We start from the raw sequence: 13991 nt of genomic DNA, 5'->3' as shown, positions 1-13991 counted from the left end.
GATTTCTGGCCGGTCCGCCTTAACGTCGCGTTAGGCCTGTCAATCCTGCAGGAACGGGTTCGAGGCGCGCTCCTCGCCGAGCGTCCCCGTGGGGCCGTGGCCCGGGATGAAGGCGACGTCGTCGCCCAAGGGCAGCACCTTCCGCTTGATCGCGTCGATGAGCTGGCCGTGGTTGCCGCCCGGCAGGTCGGTGCGGCCGACGGAGCCCTTGAACACCACGTCGCCGACCAGCGCGAAGCGGGCGTCGCGAGAGACGAAGACCACGCTGCCGGGGGAGTGGCCGGGCGCGTGCAGGATGTCGAAGGTCAGGCCGCCGACCGTGACTTCGTCGCCCTCGTCGAGCCAGCGGTCGGGGGTGATCGGCCGGGCCCCGTCGAGGCCGTAATTGGCGCCGGCCTCGGGGAGCGAGTCGAGCAGGAACTGGTCGGCCCGATGCGGGCCCTCGACCGGCACGCCGAGGCGCTCCTTCAGCTCCGCCGCCCCGCCCGCATGGTCGATATGGCCGTGGGTCAGCAGGATCTTCTCGACGGTCACGCCCTGCTGGGCGATCGCCGCCTCGATCCGGTCGAGGTCGCCGCCGGGATCGACCACGGCGGCGACCTTGGTGGCGTCGTCCCAGATCAGGGTGCAGTTCTGCTGGAAGGGCGTGACCGGGATGATCCCGGCGCGGGGCGTTGGCATGCGGCGTCCGTTGGCTGTCCGACCTGTCGCCGCATCTCTAGCCCGGATCCGCCGCCAGGGCACCCGCCCTTCAGGCCGGTGTCCGCCTCAAGGGCGCGTCGAGGCCTCCGACCCGGAACCAGTGGTAGCCGTAGCCCTCCAGGCAGAGGCAGTGCCGGCCGCGCTCGTCCGCCTCGCTGCGCTGGCCGGTGAGGAGATCGACCAGCAGGTGGCCCTCGGGTGCCGGCACGCCGGTCTCGACCGCCACCTCGATCGGGCCGGGATCGAGGTTGTGCACGCAGAGCACCGCGTTGTTGCGCCAGTCGTAGCGCAGCGCCAGCACGGCGTTGCGCCCGGTCTCCACGGCTGTGACCTCGCCCCAGCCGATCTCGGGCGCCTCCTTGCGCATGCGGATCACGCTCTGCATCCAGCTCAGCAGCGAGTCCGCCTCGTGGCGCTGCTGGGCCACGTTGACGTGCCGGTAGCCGTAGGGCCCGTGGTCGATCACCGGCATCACCGGCCGATCCGAGACCGTGAAGCCGCCCTGCGCCTCGCTCGTCCACTGCATCGGCGTGCGGGCGCAGTCGCGCTCCTTCAAGGCGAGGTCGTCACCCATGCCGATCTCGTCGCCGTAGCGCAGGACCGGCGTGCCCGGCAGCGTGAACATCAGCGAGTAGGCGAGGCGAATCCGGCGCGGGTCGCCGTCGAGCATCGGCGCGAGGCGCCGCCTTATGCCGCGGTCGTAGAGCTGCATGCCCTTCTCGGGGCCGAACTTCTCGAAGACCAGCGCGCGCTGCTTGTCGGTGAGGCGCCCGAGGTCGAGCTCGTCGTGGTTCCGCAGGAAGGTGCCCCACTGGCAGGAGAGCGGACGGGGCTTGGTGCGGGCGATCGCCTTGGCGAGCGGGCGCGCGTCGTGGGCGGCCAGCGCGTAGAAGGTCGCCTGGTTGACCTGGAAGTTGAACATCATGTGCATGCGGTCGGCGTCGTCGCCGAAATAGTCGAGGTCCTGCTTGGGCAGGATGTTGGCCTCGGCCAGGATGATCGCGTCGCCCTTGCGCCACTGCAGGAACTCGCGGAAGTCGCGCAGCATGTCGAACTGCTCGCGCGGCTCGCCCTTCAGGTCGGCGCCCTTCTGGGCGATCACGAAGGGTACGGCATCCATGCGGAAGCCCGAGACACCGAGCTGGATCCAGAAGCCCATGATCTTCAGGATCTCGGCCATCACCGCGGGGTTGGCGGTGTTGAGGTCGGGTTGGAACGCGAAGAAGCGGTGGAAGTAGTAGGCCTTGGCCTCGGCATCCCAGGTCCAGGTGGTCTTCTGCACGCCGGGGAAGACCATGCCCTCGGAGGCCGTGGCCGGCTTCTCCTTCGACCAGACGTACCAGTCGCGGAAGGGCGAGTCCGGGTCCTTGCGGGCCGCCTGGAACCAGGGATGCCGGTCCGAGGTGTGGTTGACCACGAGGTCGATCAGCACGCGCAGGCCCCGCTGCTTGGCCGCGTGCGTGAAGGCCACGAAGTCGCCGAGCGAGCCGTAGGCCGGATCGACGCCGTAATAGTCGCTGATGTCGTAGCCGCCGTCGCGCTTCGGGGAGGGCTGGAAGGGCATCAGCCAGACCGCGGTGACGCCCAAGCCCTGCAGGTAGTCGAGCCGGCGCTCCAGCCCGGCGAAGTCGCCGATCCCGTCGCCGTTCGAGTCCATGAAGGTGCCGACCGACAGGCAGTAGATGACGGCGTTCTTGTACCAGAGGTCGGTGATCACGGGCGCCTCCGCGGGCGTGGGGCCGGCGTCCTAACGCGCCCTCATGGAAAAGCGTTGCCGTATCGCCCGTCACCTTAAAACAGCCGCGTTGTGGCGCCCCTATCGGGGCCCCGGCGCGAGGCCACTTCCGGCCGGGCACGAGACGAGAGCCGCGGCACCCCGGACCGTATGAACACCATCCTGATCAAGCTGTTCGCGACCGCGCTGACCCTCAGCCAGGTCACGACCCGGCCCGACGCCGTGCGCACCCAGTTCGACGCCGCGACCGACGGACCCAAGGTCGTGCAGCTCCTGCGCGACGGCTGCGCGCACATGCGCAAGGCCTTCGACATCGAGGACATCAATCTCGACGACTTGATCTCCACCGCCATGGAGGACCCGAGCGCGGTGGCCGGCGCCTCGGCCCCGAAGATCCTGCACGGTCTCGACATCGGCGAACTCAACACGAGCTACCGCCAGTTCTGCAAGGGCGAGAACCCGGCCAACTCCCCCTTCGACGCGCGGGCCGTGATCGAGTTCTACAACAAGGCGACCGAGAACCTGCCCACCGCCGAGGCGCTGCGCGACAAGGCGCTGCCCGGCATGACCCAGATCCTCGACGGCGCCGGAAAGCCCTTCGCCGAAACCTTCGAGGCGAACGGGCGGCGGCTGGCCGTGCCGATCGAGACCGTGCCGACCCTGGTCCGACAAGCCTTCGTCGCCGCCGAGGACAAGCGCTTCGAGAGCCACCGCGGCATCGACGAGCGCGGCGTGATCCGGGCCTTCATCGGCAACCTCGCGGCGCCGGGGCGCCCGCAGGGCGGCTCGACCATCACCCAGCAGGTGGTGAAGAACCTCTCGGTCGGCGACGACGTCACCTACGAGCGCAAGATCCGCGAGATGATCGTGGCCGCGCGCCTGGAGCGCATCCTCACGAAGCCGCAGATCCTCGGGCTCTACCTCAACGGGATCTATCTGGGCCGGGGCGCCTACGGCATCGAGATGGCGGCGCGCTCCTATTTCGGGAAGTCCGTCGGCCAGCTCACCCTGCCGGAGGCGGCACTGCTGGCCGGCATGCCGAAGGGCCCGAACTTCTACAGCCCCGACAAGTACCCCGACCGCGCCCGCGAGCGGCGCGCCTACGTGCTCTCGCGCCTCAAGGAGGAGGGCGCGATCACGGACGCCCAGATGGCCGAGGCGGTGAAGGCCGATCTGGGCCTGAAGCCCCTCGACACGACCCGGCGCGACAGCGGCTTCTACGTGGTGGACTACCTCAACCGCGAGGCGCGCACCTTCGCGGGCGTCGACTCGCTCACCGCCGGCTCCTTCACGGTGCGCTCGACCATCAATGCCGGGCTCCAGCGCGCCGTCGAGGGCATCCTGCAGGACGGGCTGGCGAACTACGAGCGCGCCACCGGCCGCCAGACCTGGAGCGGGCCCGAACTCAACCTCGCGGACGCCGTGCGCCGGCTGGAAGCCGCCGCGCCGGCCCCCGAGGCGGCGCCGCAGGCCGCGCCTACCGTCACGGGCGCCGAGCCGCCGCCCGCCCGCAAGGGCAAGGCCGCGAAGGCCGCGGCGAAGTCTGCCCCGAAGCCGGCCGGCCCCAAGCCCGCCTGGCAGCGCGCCCTGGAGAGCGCCCGGCCCGTCCTCTACGACGTGCGCTGGCCGCTCGCGGTGGTCTTGGAGAGCGGCCGCAACGGCGTGCGGGTCGGGCTACCCGACGGCCGGGTGGCGAGCCTCGATCCGGGCATCGCCCGCAACCGCCTCCAGACCTACGACGCCGTCCGCGTGAAGCTGCGCGAGGGCAAGGGCGCGCCGCGGGCCGAGATCCGGGTGCGTCCGACCGTGCAGGGCGCCGCGCTCGTGCTGGAGAACCGCACCGGGCGCATCCTGGCGATGGCGGGCGGCTTCTCCTATCCGCTGAGCCAGCTCAACCGGGTGACGCAGGCCGTGCGCCAGCCGGGCTCGACGCTGAAACCGCTGACCTATCTGGCGGCGCTGAACGCCGGCCTGCAGCCCAACACCCTGGTGATGGACAGCGCCGTGACCCTGCCGCCGATCGGGGGCGTCGGCGATTCCTGGTCGCCGAAGAACTACGACGGCGGCGGCTCCGGCCCGACGACGCTCCGGCGCGGGCTCGAATTCTCGAAGAACCTCGTGACCGCGCGCCTCCTTCAGGGCGGGATCGCCGAGAAGGCGCCGGCCAGCCTCAAGCGGGTCTGCGACATCGCCCTGGAGGCGCAGATCTACGCCGCGTGCGAGCCCTACTACCCCTTCGTGCTGGGCGCGCAGCCGGTGCGGATGCTCGATCTGGCGGGCTTCTACGCGGCGGTGGCCAACGAAGGCGCGCGGCCCGCCCCCTACGCGCTCGAATCGGTCGAGCGCGACGGCCGGCCGCTCTACACCCACCAGGCCCGCGAGCCGGTGCGGATCGGCTCGGCCGACCGGGTGGCGTTCTACCAGCTCAAGACCATGCTGCAGGGCGTGGTCCAGCACGGCACCGCCGCGGCGCTCGCCCGCAACGGCGCCACCATCGCGGGCAAGACCGGCACCTCGGAGAACGAGAACGACGCCTGGTTCGCGGGGCTCTCCAACGAGATCTCGGTGGTGGTCTGGGTGGGCTACGACAACGCCGACGGCACCCGCCGGACGCTCGGGCGCGGCCAGACCGGCGGCCATCTCGCGGTGCCGATCGCGGGCCGGATCTTCGAGGCGGCCTGGACGAACGGTGTGCCCAAGACCCCGCTCGCCGGCCCCTCGCCGGAGGCGCGGCCGCTGATCGCCGACATCGGCGGCGAGCACTTCCGCCGGAGCGGCGACGGCCGGGTCGCCGACACCCAGTTCCGCCTCGTGCCGCGCGAGACCGTCTACGCCGGGCGCCCCGACGCCGAGGACGGCGACCTCGCGGGCGGGGCCGAGGACGGGGCGGACGTCGCCGGCGACCTCTTCGGCAACATGACGGGCGAGCGCGGCCCGAGGCCCGAGCCCGACCTGCTCGACCCGTTCGGCGAGCGCCGTCCCGCCCGCAGCCGCCGCGCGCAGGGCGACCTCGACGGCTACCGGCCCTGGCCGGGCACCGGCCGCTCGCCCTTCGGCGACGACGACTACGACGCGCGACCGCGCCGCCGCGACCCGGACTACCTGTTCGGCGACGACCCGCGCTACTGACGCGCCCCTTCCCGACATCCTCCCCGACATCCTCCGAGGACAACGCCCCGTGCGGACACAGCTTCCGGCAGCCCTGGCTCTCGCCCTGATCGCCGCCCTCCCCGCCCCCTCGCCAGCCCAGGCCCAGGTGAAGACGCCGGCGGCCGGCCCCGGCACGGGCGCGCCCGCCTCCGAGCGGATCCGGGAGGTCCCCGCCGTCACCGCGCAGGATCCGGCGATGCTCAAGCCCGGCACGATCCTGTTCAGCGACCGGCGCGACCAGCCGCAGAACCCGGAGAGCGGGCTCACCCCCTATCTCGACTGGCAGCGGCAGAGGCCCGCCGAGGCCGCCGCGCTCGCGCCCTTCCCCGGCTACAAGGAGCCGGACTACGCCCAGACGGTGAACGGCGTGACGAAGCAGCGCCACGAGACCCTGAAGGTCTACGTGGCGGAGGGGCGCTTCGTGGTGGCCCGGCCGCCCGAGGCGATCGACCTGCAGGCCTTCGCCAACCTCGCCTTTGTCCAGGCCATGGACCCGGCGATCCGCCACAAGGCGCTCAATCCCGCCGACGTGACGCCCACCAAGGACCCCGCCGCCGCCTTCGCGCGCCGGCCCGACCGGCCCTGGTGCGAGGCCGGCACCACCTGCATCGAGTCGCGCTACGACCTGGAGGGCAAGCTGCCGCTCGGGGTGAAGCTCGCCAACAAGCTGGAGGAGGGCTCGTCCAAGAAGATCGCCGAGTTCGTCTCCTTCCAGAGCGAGCTGCGGGTGCTGCCGCCCGAGAAGGCCGCGACGCTGGGGGCGCTGACGAAGGTCGACACGCCGGTGACCGGGGGGATCGAGCAGACGATCTTCTGGGTCAACCAGATCCTGCGCTTCGGCAAGTTCCTGGCGGTGCTGCAGCCGGTGCCGGGAGACCCGCAGCGGACCGTGGTCACCACCTACATGGCGCTGGCGATCAAGGCCGACGTGCTCGACCGCAAGGCGGAGTACGCCCGCGTGCCGGTGCTGAAGAACCTGCTGCCGGCCCAGGTGCTGATGGGCAATTCGAGCTTCAACACCGGCAACTCGATCAGCGCGGGCCTGCCCACCTACGCCCGCAACCGCATCGCGGCCTTCGCGGACGCGCTGGGGAAGCGCTGAGGGCGGCGTCCCGGTCGATCCTCGCGGGGGGCCGCCGCCGTAGCGGGGCCCCCGGTCCGGTCTCAGTACCCGCGGTTGCCGATCGTCGGCAGCGAGGGCTGGGTGTAGCTGCGGTTCACGTCGCGGCGGGTCTGGGTGCCGTTGGTGTCGTTGGAGCGGCTGAACGCGTCGGCGCTGAACTGCTGTGAGAAGCCGCTGTCGCCGCTGCTGGTGCAGGCGCCGAGGGCGAGGCAGGCCGCGAGCAGGAGGGACAGGCGGGTCGGGGACAGGCTGATGCGCATCGGGTCGTCTCGCTTCGGGGGACGGCCGGGGGCGGCCCTCCCGGTCGGCGTGGGCCGGCCCGGAGCCGCCGTCAAGCCTCGGGCCGGCCTCCGACCCGGCCCCGGCGTGCGGGTCGACACGATGCGAGGCGATCCGGCCACGAAAAACTCACCACCCGCGCGGCTTCCCGGCCATGCCCGGCCGCAATCGTGTGGAGGATGGCCGCCCTCCCCTGGCGAATCCGCGGGGCCTCGGCGACAAGCGATCCCGATGAGCAACGTCCTGCCCTTCCGCCAGCGCCAGCCCGTCGCGAAACTCGCCCGCTGCGAGGTCGTCGCGGTCGCGGGCGACCTCCTCACCCTGCTGGAGCAGCTCGAGGACGTCTGCGCCCGCGCCGCCGGCACGGGCCGCCCGCCGCTCGAGGTCGAGCGCACCGTGCAGCACCTGCTCGACGCGGTCGGCGCGGTCGAGCGCGCCCTCGACTGCATCGGCGAGGGCGAGCAGGCCGCCCCGGCCTGAGCCTACCCCTTAAGGAAGGCTGAACGTCCGGAACTGCCGCGGTCAACTTTTCGTTGAGCGCACGGACGACGCTCGCGTCACCGCGCTCCGGAGAAACCGATGCCCGCGACAAGCCCCCGCCGCGCCGTCCTGGCGCTGACCGCGTTTGGATTGATGGCGGGCACCGCCGCCCACGCGCAGGACGGCGGCCTGTTCGAGGCCCTGTTCGGGCGGCCGCAGGCGGCGCCGCAGCAGCAGGCCCCACAACCGCAGGTTCAGGTTCCCGCCTACGGGCACGGCTACGACGACGGCTACCGCCGCCGCGCCCGCCGGGTGGAACGCCCGCGCCCGCGCACCCGCTACACGGCGCTGCACAAGCCCGAGCCGCTGAAGGTGAAGATCACCGACCGGCAGATGCCGCTCGACATGTCGGCCGGCCCCGCCGCCGCCCTGATGCGGGACGAGACCCTGCGGCCGGGCGACATCGTCATCCTGAAGAGCGGGCCTCAGGTCTTCACCGGTTCGGTCGAGAAGCGCCACACGATGCGCGATTTCGAGCCGGCCCAGAGCTCGCCCCTCGTCGGCAAGCAGACCCGCCGTCAGCTCGCCGCGATGGTCACGCCGGTGGGCGCCCTCCCGGCCGACGAGGCCCGCCGGGTGCTCGCCCGGATGAAGCGCACCCCCCGCAGCCCGGCCGCGGTGCCGGAGCAGGCCACCGCGCAGGTCAGCGGCATGCGGGTGATCAACGCCTGGACACCCGCCCGGTAGGACGCGGCGCCGACGGCTCCGGCCCCGTATCCGCGGGGTCGTCCGCGCGCGGACGGCCCACGCGAGGCGCCTCCCCGCGGACGGGGAGGCGCCTCGCGGGCGCGCTCCCACGAGGATCCTATCGCAGGACGGAGCGGGCCCTGCCCGCCCTCAGCTCAGCGCCGCCACGCCCGACATGCTGGCCCAGACGGTGCCGTAGTGGCACGCCGTCGCGGCGAGCACGAAGGCGTGCCAGATCGCGTTCTGGAAGGGCAGGCTGCGCCAGACGTGGAAGACGACGCCGACCGTGTAGAGCGCGCCCCCGATGGCGAGCAGCCAGAGCGCCGTCGGTTGAAGCACGGCGATCACCGACTCGTAGGCCAGCAGGCCGCTCCAGCCGAGCACGAGGTAGAGCCCGATCGAGAGCCTGTCGTAGCGGCCGGGGAAGAAGAGCTTCACCGCGATGCCGATCGAGGCCACCACCCAGATCACCGCGAGCAGCGCCCAGGCGGTCGGACCTGTGCCGACGAGGGTGACCAGCGGCGTGTAGGTGCCCGCGATCATCAGGTAGATCAGCGCGTGGTCGGCGCGGCGCAGCAGCCACTTGCGCGGGCTGACCGGATAGAGGTTGTAGGTCGCCGAGACGCCGAGCATCCCCACCAGGGCGGTGGCGTAGACCACCACCGCCACGCGCTCGCCCCACCCGAGATGGGCGGTGAGCGAGGTCGCCACGATCGCGACCGCGCCGGTGAGCCCGAGCACGACCCCGAGCCCGTGCACCACCCCGTCGGCGAGCATCTCCCGCTTGGTGTAGTGCCACGTGAGTGAAAGCGGTCTCCCATCCTCGGCCAGGAACATCTGTCCCTCCTGCAACGCGTGCAGTGTAAGATTTTCGAGGCGAAGTCGTTCCGTGCGCGGACTGCGTAAACACTGGATATCCACGCCGATCTGCGGACGTGGTGAAGGATTGTGCTGTGCAGCAGGTTCGCTGCGCAGCAAAAGGTCGCATGGAGCCTTGCGGTTGCTTGGTGGCCTCCGCGGCGGCTCCGCGCTCCCCGGAACGCTTGGAGCGCTCTTGCGCCGAACTGGACGCCGGTTCGGCGCAGGAGAGCGCGTCAAGACGAGAGGTTGGAGCCGTTCCCGATCGCAAGGTGTTCGGGAACGGCTCTAGGCGAGTTCCGAGACCGTTTCGTGACGCGGTCCCGGCTCAGATGCCGCCGCCCGCCAGCCCCTCGAAGCCGAAGGCGGTCTCGCCGCGCGCGGGGGCGGCGGCCTCCGAACCCAGGCTCAGGCGGGCGTGCACGGTCGCCATCACCAGCACGCCCATGGCCAGGACCTGATGGGCGAGGCCCGCCCAGAGCGGCACGGCGAGCAGCAGGGTGACGATGCCGAGACCCATCTGCGCCACCGCGAGGGCGGCGACGCCCGCGGCGCGTTCCCGCACCCCGCCCGCGGCTCTCGAAAGCCAAGCATCGACCGCGTGGGCGAGCGCGGCCAGCACGATCAGGTAGGCCACGAGGCGGTGGTTGAGCTGGACCAGGGTGGCGTTGTCGACGAAGTTCTCGATCCAGGGTGTCACCGCGAACAGCTCCGCGTGCGGCGGGACCAGCGCGCCGTCCATGGTCGGCCAGGTGTTGTAGAGCAGGCCCGCGTGCGATCCCGCCACGAGGCCGCCGAGGAAGATCTGCGCCAGCACCAGGGCCGGCAGGGCGAGCGCGGCGGCGCGCAGCCGCCCGGGCGCCGCGGGGCGTGCGTCCCGCCGCTCGCCCGCCGCCAGCCAGACGAGGCCGGCCAGGATCAGGCTCGCGAGGGTGAGGTGGATGGCGAGCTTGAGCGGCGCCACCGCGGTCATGCCGGGCTTGAGGCCCGAGGCCACCATGATCCAGCCGACCGTGCCCTGGAGCCCGCCGAGGAGGCCGAGAGCCAGCAGGCCGAGCCCGAGCCGGCGCCCGACGAGGCCCCGCCACCAGAACCAGAGGAGCGGCAGGAAGAAGGCGAGGCCGAGGAAGCGCCCGAGCAGCCGGTGCCCCCATTCCCAGAAGTAGAGCACCTTGAAGTCGGCGAGCCCCATGCCCTGGTTGAGGATCCGGTACTGGGGCGTGTCGCGGTACTTGTCGAACTCGTTGGCCCAGTCCGCGGCCGACAGCGGCGGCACCGCGCCGGTCACGGGGCGCCACTCGGTGATCGAGAGGCCGGAGCCGGTGAGCCGGGTCGCGCCGCCCACCGCCACCATCGCGACCACGAGGGCCGCCACGATGTAGAGCCAGGTGCGCACCGCGTTCGAGCCGCGCGTCGGGCCGGACGGGGCTTCGGGCCGGCCGAGGGTGGAGAGCCGCATCGCGTCAGGTCTGCTTTTCGGTTACGTCCGCCCCCGGTTAGGCAATGCCGGCGCCCGGGGCAACGCGCGTCGGTGCCGCTGCGGCATCGCTGTGGCGGCATGCCGGGCCGCGTGTCTTTAGTACCAGGAGGATCGCCATGAGGAGCGCCCTGCGCCGTCGGACCCGCACCCTGATCGGGACGGTGGGGCTCATCGCCTTCGTGATGCTCTACGCCCCGCTCGCCATGGCGCTCGCCGACAGCCGCATCTCCCAGTTGCACCCGGCGCTGCAGACGGTGGTCTACTGCATCCTCGGCATCGCCTGGATCTTTCCCCTGATGCCGCTGATCCGCTGGATGGAACGGCCCGACGCCTGAGCGGCCGCCCGAGGCTCCGGGGCCCCAGATTTCGCCGCACTCGGGGATGAGAAGGCGGGGCAAGCGCCGCGCTTGCCCTCCTCCAGCCGCGATATCCGATGCCCCGATCGTTCCCGTGCCGGCCCGTCCTCGCCGGCCTCGTCGTCCTCGCCGCCGGCCCTGCCCTCGCTCAGGGGACCCCGCGCTCCGTCGGCGAGTGCGAGCGGCTGAAGAACGATCTCGCCTACAACCAGTGCCTCGCGATGTTCGGCCCCGCCGCCCGCAACGTGGCGGGCGGCTTCGCGGCGGCCGATTCCACCGCCCCGCAGGCCGCCATCCCGCAGGCGGAGGAGCCCCAGGCCGAGCCGGCGCGCGGCCGGCGCTACCGGGGCCGGCACGGGCGCCAGCGCGCGGTCTTCACCTCGGGCCGGCGCCGCTGATCCGGAGGATCAGCCGACGTTCAGCCGCCGCCCCCGGTTCCAGGCCAGCAGCGGCACGCCCGAGAGCAGGCCGCCGAGCGCCGCCGCCGACTGGTGGCAGCCGTTGACCGAGACCCGCGGCAGGGCGTGCAGGTGCCCGGTGTGCTCCGCGAAGAGGTGCCCCGGCCGGGTCGTCACGGCGGTCGCGAAGCCGAGTTCCCGCGCCAGCGCGAACTCCCTGGGGCCCGCCGAGCGCGGGTCCCCCACCGGGTAGGACAGGTGCCGCACCGGCCGGCCGAGCTCCGCCTCGATCCGCGCCCGGCTCTCGGCGATCTCGCGCAGCGCCGTCTCGCGCGGGTGCTTGGCGAGCATCGGGTGGCTGCGCGTGTGCGCGCCGAAGCTCACCGCCGGGTCGCGGCCGAGCGCCCGCAGCGCGTCCCAGTCCAGGCACAGCTCGGCCGCGACCGTGCCGGGCACGAACCCGGCCGCGCCGCAGAGGTCTCCGATCCGGTCGAGCAGCTCCCCCTCCGGCCCGGCCCGCAGCGCGCCGTAGACCGCCTCGAAGGCGCGGCTCTTCTCGGCGGGATCGCGCGCCGGCAGGTCGATCAGGCGGCCGCCCGCCTCCAGCCGCACCCGGTCGAGGCGCGCCACCGCGCGCTCCAGCTCGACCCACCAGAGCCGGCCCTCGCCCGCGGCGAAGTCGCTCGCCACGAACAGCGTCCAGGGCGCGCCGTGCCGGGCCAGCACCGGCGCGGCGTGGACCGCGTTGTCGCGGTAGCCGTCGTCGAAGGTCAGGGCGCAGAAGGGCGGCCCGGTCTCGCGCGCGAGGCGCTCGGGCACCGCGTCGAGCGGGCAGAGCTCGAAGCCGCGCGCCCGCAGCGTCCCGAGCGTCAGGTCGAGGAAGTCCGGCGTGATCGCCAGCAGCCGGTTCGGCGCGAAGGCTCCGGGCGGCTCGGGCCGGACGTGGTGGAAGGTGAGGATCAGGCCGCGCCCGCGGGCGAGCGGGGCGAGCCAGCGATCCGCGCCGCTCACGGCGACCGCCCGGAACCCGGCCTCGAACAGGCGGTGGCGGCTGCGGGAGGAGAGCATGGCGGCCGAGCCCGGAGCCCGGGAGCGGGCGCGAGGCCGGCTTCTAGCAGCGCGCCGGTAAAGGAAGGGGAAAGTGGCGGCGTGATTGAGATCGCTCGCGCTGCATCGTCCACTTTCATCAAGCCGCGTGCTACGGGGTCTTGCTTGCACTTGCTCGGTGTTCTTGTTCGACGTCCTGGCCCGGCTCACTCGCCATGGGCCGCGGACCCGTGCAGGCCGTCCCGGACGCGGCGGTCCGGGCACGCGGGGAGCGCATGACGGTTCCGGTCCCGAACCACGACGGACGCCTCGCCGACGCGGCCGGTCAAGGCTTGCGGGCCGAGATCCTGCCCGGGCTCGCGGCCGCCGAGGATCTGTGGCGCGGCCTTGAGGCGCGCGGCGGCATCCTCGCCACGCCCTATCAGCGCTTCGCCTGGGTCTCGGCCTACGTCGCCGCCCTGCCCGATCCCACCGGTATCCGGGTGCTCGTCCTGCGGGATGCGGCCGGGCGCCCGCGCCTGCTCCTGCCCTTGAGCGTGGGCCGGTCCTTCGGCGTGCGGGTCGCGCGGGTCGTCGGCGGCGGGCAGGCGAACTTCCACCTGCCGCTCTTCGCCGATCCCGAGGCCGCGGCGCTCGCGCCCGCGGCGCTGCGGCGCGCGCTCGCGCGGGCGGGCCGGAAGGCGGGGATCGACGTGTTCCTGCTCGGGCCCCAGCCCCGTCTCTGGGATGGGACGCCGAACCCCCTGGCGGCCGGGGCGCCACCGGCCCCGAGCGATGCCTACGGCATGCGGCTCGGGCCCGATCCGGAGGCCAGCCTGCGGCGCGCCTTCAGCGCGGAGGCCCGCAAGAAGCTGCGCGCGAAGGAGAGGCGCCTGACCGAGAGCCTCGGCCCCCTCGCCTACGTCCGGGCCGAGACGCCGGGGGAGCGCGTCGCGTTCCTGGCGGCCTTCCACGAGCAGAAGGCGGCGCGGCTCGCCGCACTCGGGCTGCGCAACCCCTACGCCGACCCCGCCACCCGCGCCTTCCTCGAGCGCGCCGCCGCGGGGCCCGACCCGGCGATCGAGATCCACGCGCTCGTGGCGACTGGCCGCGGCCGCGTGCTCGCGACCTTCGCGGGCGCGGTGGACGCGCACCGGTTCAGCGGCATGCTCACCGCCTTCGACGCCGAGGCGGAGGTCGCCCGCTCCAGCCCCGGCGACCTGCTGCTGCAGCATCTCGTGCGCGACCAGGCGGCTCGGGGCCGGCGCAGCCTCGATCTCGGGCTCGGCGAGGCGCGCTACAAGCAGAACACCTGCGACGAGACCATCGCGATCGCTCAGCCGGTCCTGCCGGTCACCCCGCGGGGCCGGGCCTTCGCGCTCGCCGCGGCCGGGCTCACCCGGCTGAAGCGCCGGATCAAGCGCGATCCCCGCATCTTCGCCCTGCTCGGTCGCGTGCGGCGTCTGCGGGCGCGGGAACGCCCACCGGCGTGAGTGCGCCGGCCTTTGGCCGACCTCGGGCCGGCCTTGGGCCGACCTCGGGCCGGCCTCAGAGCCTGTTTGAGGACGAAACCTCAGGCTGGATTGTTGAGGGCGTTGGCGGCCATGAGGCAGGCGACGCAGGCAAGACGGCCGGTCGCGACATCAAGGCGGCCGGC

At 72.9% G+C, this 13991-nt stretch carries 13 protein-coding genes; 7 read left to right on the top strand and 6 right to left on the bottom strand.

Annotated features, from left to right (window positions below; translation table 11 throughout):
• Nucleotides 1–39: 39 nt before the first annotated feature.
• Complete coding sequence (locus tag MFF56_RS27310) at nt 40–681, bottom strand: MBL fold metallo-hydrolase (RefSeq protein WP_066924827.1); 642 nt, start codon at nt 679–681, stop codon at nt 40–42.
• 70 nt (nt 682–751) lie between these two features.
• Nucleotides 752–2419 carry an alpha-amylase family protein gene (locus MFF56_RS27305; RefSeq protein ID WP_066924829.1) on the bottom strand — a complete coding sequence of 556 codons (1668 nt, stop codon included), beginning with the start codon at nt 2417–2419 and terminating at the stop codon, nt 752–754.
• 168 nt (nt 2420–2587) lie between these two features.
• Between MFF56_RS27305 and MFF56_RS27300 the strand changes: the two genes are divergently transcribed.
• Together MFF56_RS27300 and MFF56_RS27295 are read left to right on the top strand one after the other, a co-directional pair.
• The gene (locus tag MFF56_RS27300; RefSeq protein WP_238231821.1) at nt 2588–5566 is read left to right on the top strand and encodes a penicillin-binding protein 1A; all 2979 of its coding nucleotides are present in this window, start codon (nt 2588–2590) and stop codon (nt 5564–5566) included.
• 49 nt (nt 5567–5615) lie between these two features.
• Entirely contained in the window at nt 5616–6689 is a 1074-nt protein-coding gene (locus MFF56_RS27295) for a hypothetical protein (protein ID WP_238231820.1), read from the top strand.
• 62 nt (nt 6690–6751) lie between these two features.
• Here the strand turns inward: MFF56_RS27295 and MFF56_RS27290 are convergent, their stop codons facing one another.
• Nucleotides 6752–6970: a hypothetical protein gene (locus MFF56_RS27290; RefSeq protein WP_238231818.1), complete on the bottom strand. Its 219-nt coding sequence runs from the start codon at nt 6968–6970 to the stop codon at nt 6752–6754.
• Between the two features lie 250 nt (nt 6971–7220).
• On the opposite strand from MFF56_RS27290, the gene MFF56_RS27285 reads away from it, so the two are divergent.
• Both MFF56_RS27285 and MFF56_RS27280 read left to right on the top strand, forming a co-directional pair.
• A complete protein-coding gene (locus tag MFF56_RS27285; RefSeq protein WP_238231815.1) occupies nt 7221–7469 on the top strand; it encodes a hypothetical protein in 249 nt (82 codons plus the stop codon).
• A gap of 99 nt (nt 7470–7568) precedes the next feature.
• A complete protein-coding gene (locus tag MFF56_RS27280) occupies nt 7569–8216 on the top strand; it encodes a hypothetical protein (RefSeq protein ID WP_066923547.1) in 648 nt (215 codons plus the stop codon).
• 150 nt (nt 8217–8366) lie between these two features.
• On the opposite strand, the gene trhA is transcribed toward MFF56_RS27280, so the two are convergent.
• Both trhA and MFF56_RS27270 read right to left on the bottom strand, forming a co-directional pair.
• Nucleotides 8367–9053 (bottom strand): PAQR family membrane homeostasis protein TrhA, encoded by a 687-nt coding sequence (gene trhA / locus MFF56_RS27275; RefSeq protein WP_066923550.1) that lies wholly within the window; start codon nt 9051–9053, stop codon nt 8367–8369.
• A gap of 349 nt (nt 9054–9402) precedes the next feature.
• Entirely contained in the window at nt 9403–10533 is a 1131-nt protein-coding gene (locus MFF56_RS27270) for a COX15/CtaA family protein (protein ID WP_066923553.1), read from the bottom strand.
• Between the two features lie 149 nt (nt 10534–10682).
• On the opposite strand from MFF56_RS27270, the gene MFF56_RS27265 reads away from it, so the two are divergent.
• Nucleotides 10683–10889 carry a DUF2842 domain-containing protein gene (locus MFF56_RS27265; RefSeq protein WP_066923559.1) on the top strand — a complete coding sequence of 69 codons (207 nt, stop codon included), beginning with the start codon at nt 10683–10685 and terminating at the stop codon, nt 10887–10889.
• Nucleotides 10890–10987: 98 nt separating this feature from the next.
• On the top strand, nt 10988–11308 hold the full coding sequence (locus tag MFF56_RS27260) for a hypothetical protein (protein WP_066923556.1): 321 nt from the start codon (nt 10988–10990) through the stop codon (nt 11306–11308).
• Nucleotides 11309–11317: 9 nt separating this feature from the next.
• On the opposite strand, the gene MFF56_RS27255 is transcribed toward MFF56_RS27260, so the two are convergent.
• The gene (locus MFF56_RS27255) at nt 11318–12376 is read right to left on the bottom strand and encodes a polysaccharide deacetylase family protein (protein WP_238231813.1); all 1059 of its coding nucleotides are present in this window, start codon (nt 12374–12376) and stop codon (nt 11318–11320) included.
• 254 nt (nt 12377–12630) lie between these two features.
• On the opposite strand from MFF56_RS27255, the gene MFF56_RS27250 reads away from it, so the two are divergent.
• Nucleotides 12631–13827: a GNAT family N-acetyltransferase gene (locus MFF56_RS27250; protein WP_066918047.1), complete on the top strand. Its 1197-nt coding sequence runs from the start codon at nt 12631–12633 to the stop codon at nt 13825–13827.
• The last annotated feature ends 164 nt before the right edge of the window (nt 13828–13991 follow it).

Origin of the sequence: Methylobacterium hispanicum (assembly GCF_022179285.1) — a bacterium.
GTDB lineage: Bacteria > Pseudomonadota > Alphaproteobacteria > Rhizobiales > Beijerinckiaceae > Methylobacterium > Methylobacterium hispanicum.
The sequence above is the reverse complement of the archived record's forward strand: the minus strand, read 5'-3'. Positions and strand labels throughout refer to the sequence as shown.

Excerpts from the sequence above, each read along its gene's own strand:
- MFF56_RS27310 (WP_066924827.1), bottom strand. The coding sequence starts at position 681 with ATGCCAACGCCCCGCGCCGGGATCATCCCGGTCACGCCCTTCCAGCAG.
- MFF56_RS27300 (WP_238231821.1), top strand. The coding sequence starts at position 2,588 with ATGAACACCATCCTGATCAAGCTGTTCGCGACCGCGCTGACCCTCAGC.
- MFF56_RS27290 (WP_238231818.1), bottom strand. The coding sequence starts at position 6,970 with ATGCGCATCAGCCTGTCCCCGACCCGCCTGTCCCTCCTGCTCGCGGCC.
- MFF56_RS27285 (WP_238231815.1), top strand. The coding sequence starts at position 7,221 with ATGAGCAACGTCCTGCCCTTCCGCCAGCGCCAGCCCGTCGCGAAACTC.
- MFF56_RS27280 (WP_066923547.1), top strand. The coding sequence starts at position 7,569 with ATGCCCGCGACAAGCCCCCGCCGCGCCGTCCTGGCGCTGACCGCGTTT.
- trhA (WP_066923550.1), bottom strand. The coding sequence starts at position 9,053 with ATGTTCCTGGCCGAGGATGGGAGACCGCTTTCACTCACGTGGCACTAC.
- MFF56_RS27270 (WP_066923553.1), bottom strand. The coding sequence starts at position 10,533 with ATGCGGCTCTCCACCCTCGGCCGGCCCGAAGCCCCGTCCGGCCCGACG.
- MFF56_RS27260 (WP_066923556.1), top strand. The coding sequence starts at position 10,988 with ATGCCCCGATCGTTCCCGTGCCGGCCCGTCCTCGCCGGCCTCGTCGTC.
- MFF56_RS27255 (WP_238231813.1), bottom strand. The coding sequence starts at position 12,376 with ATGCTCTCCTCCCGCAGCCGCCACCGCCTGTTCGAGGCCGGGTTCCGG.
- MFF56_RS27250 (WP_066918047.1), top strand. The coding sequence starts at position 12,631 with ATGACGGTTCCGGTCCCGAACCACGACGGACGCCTCGCCGACGCGGCC.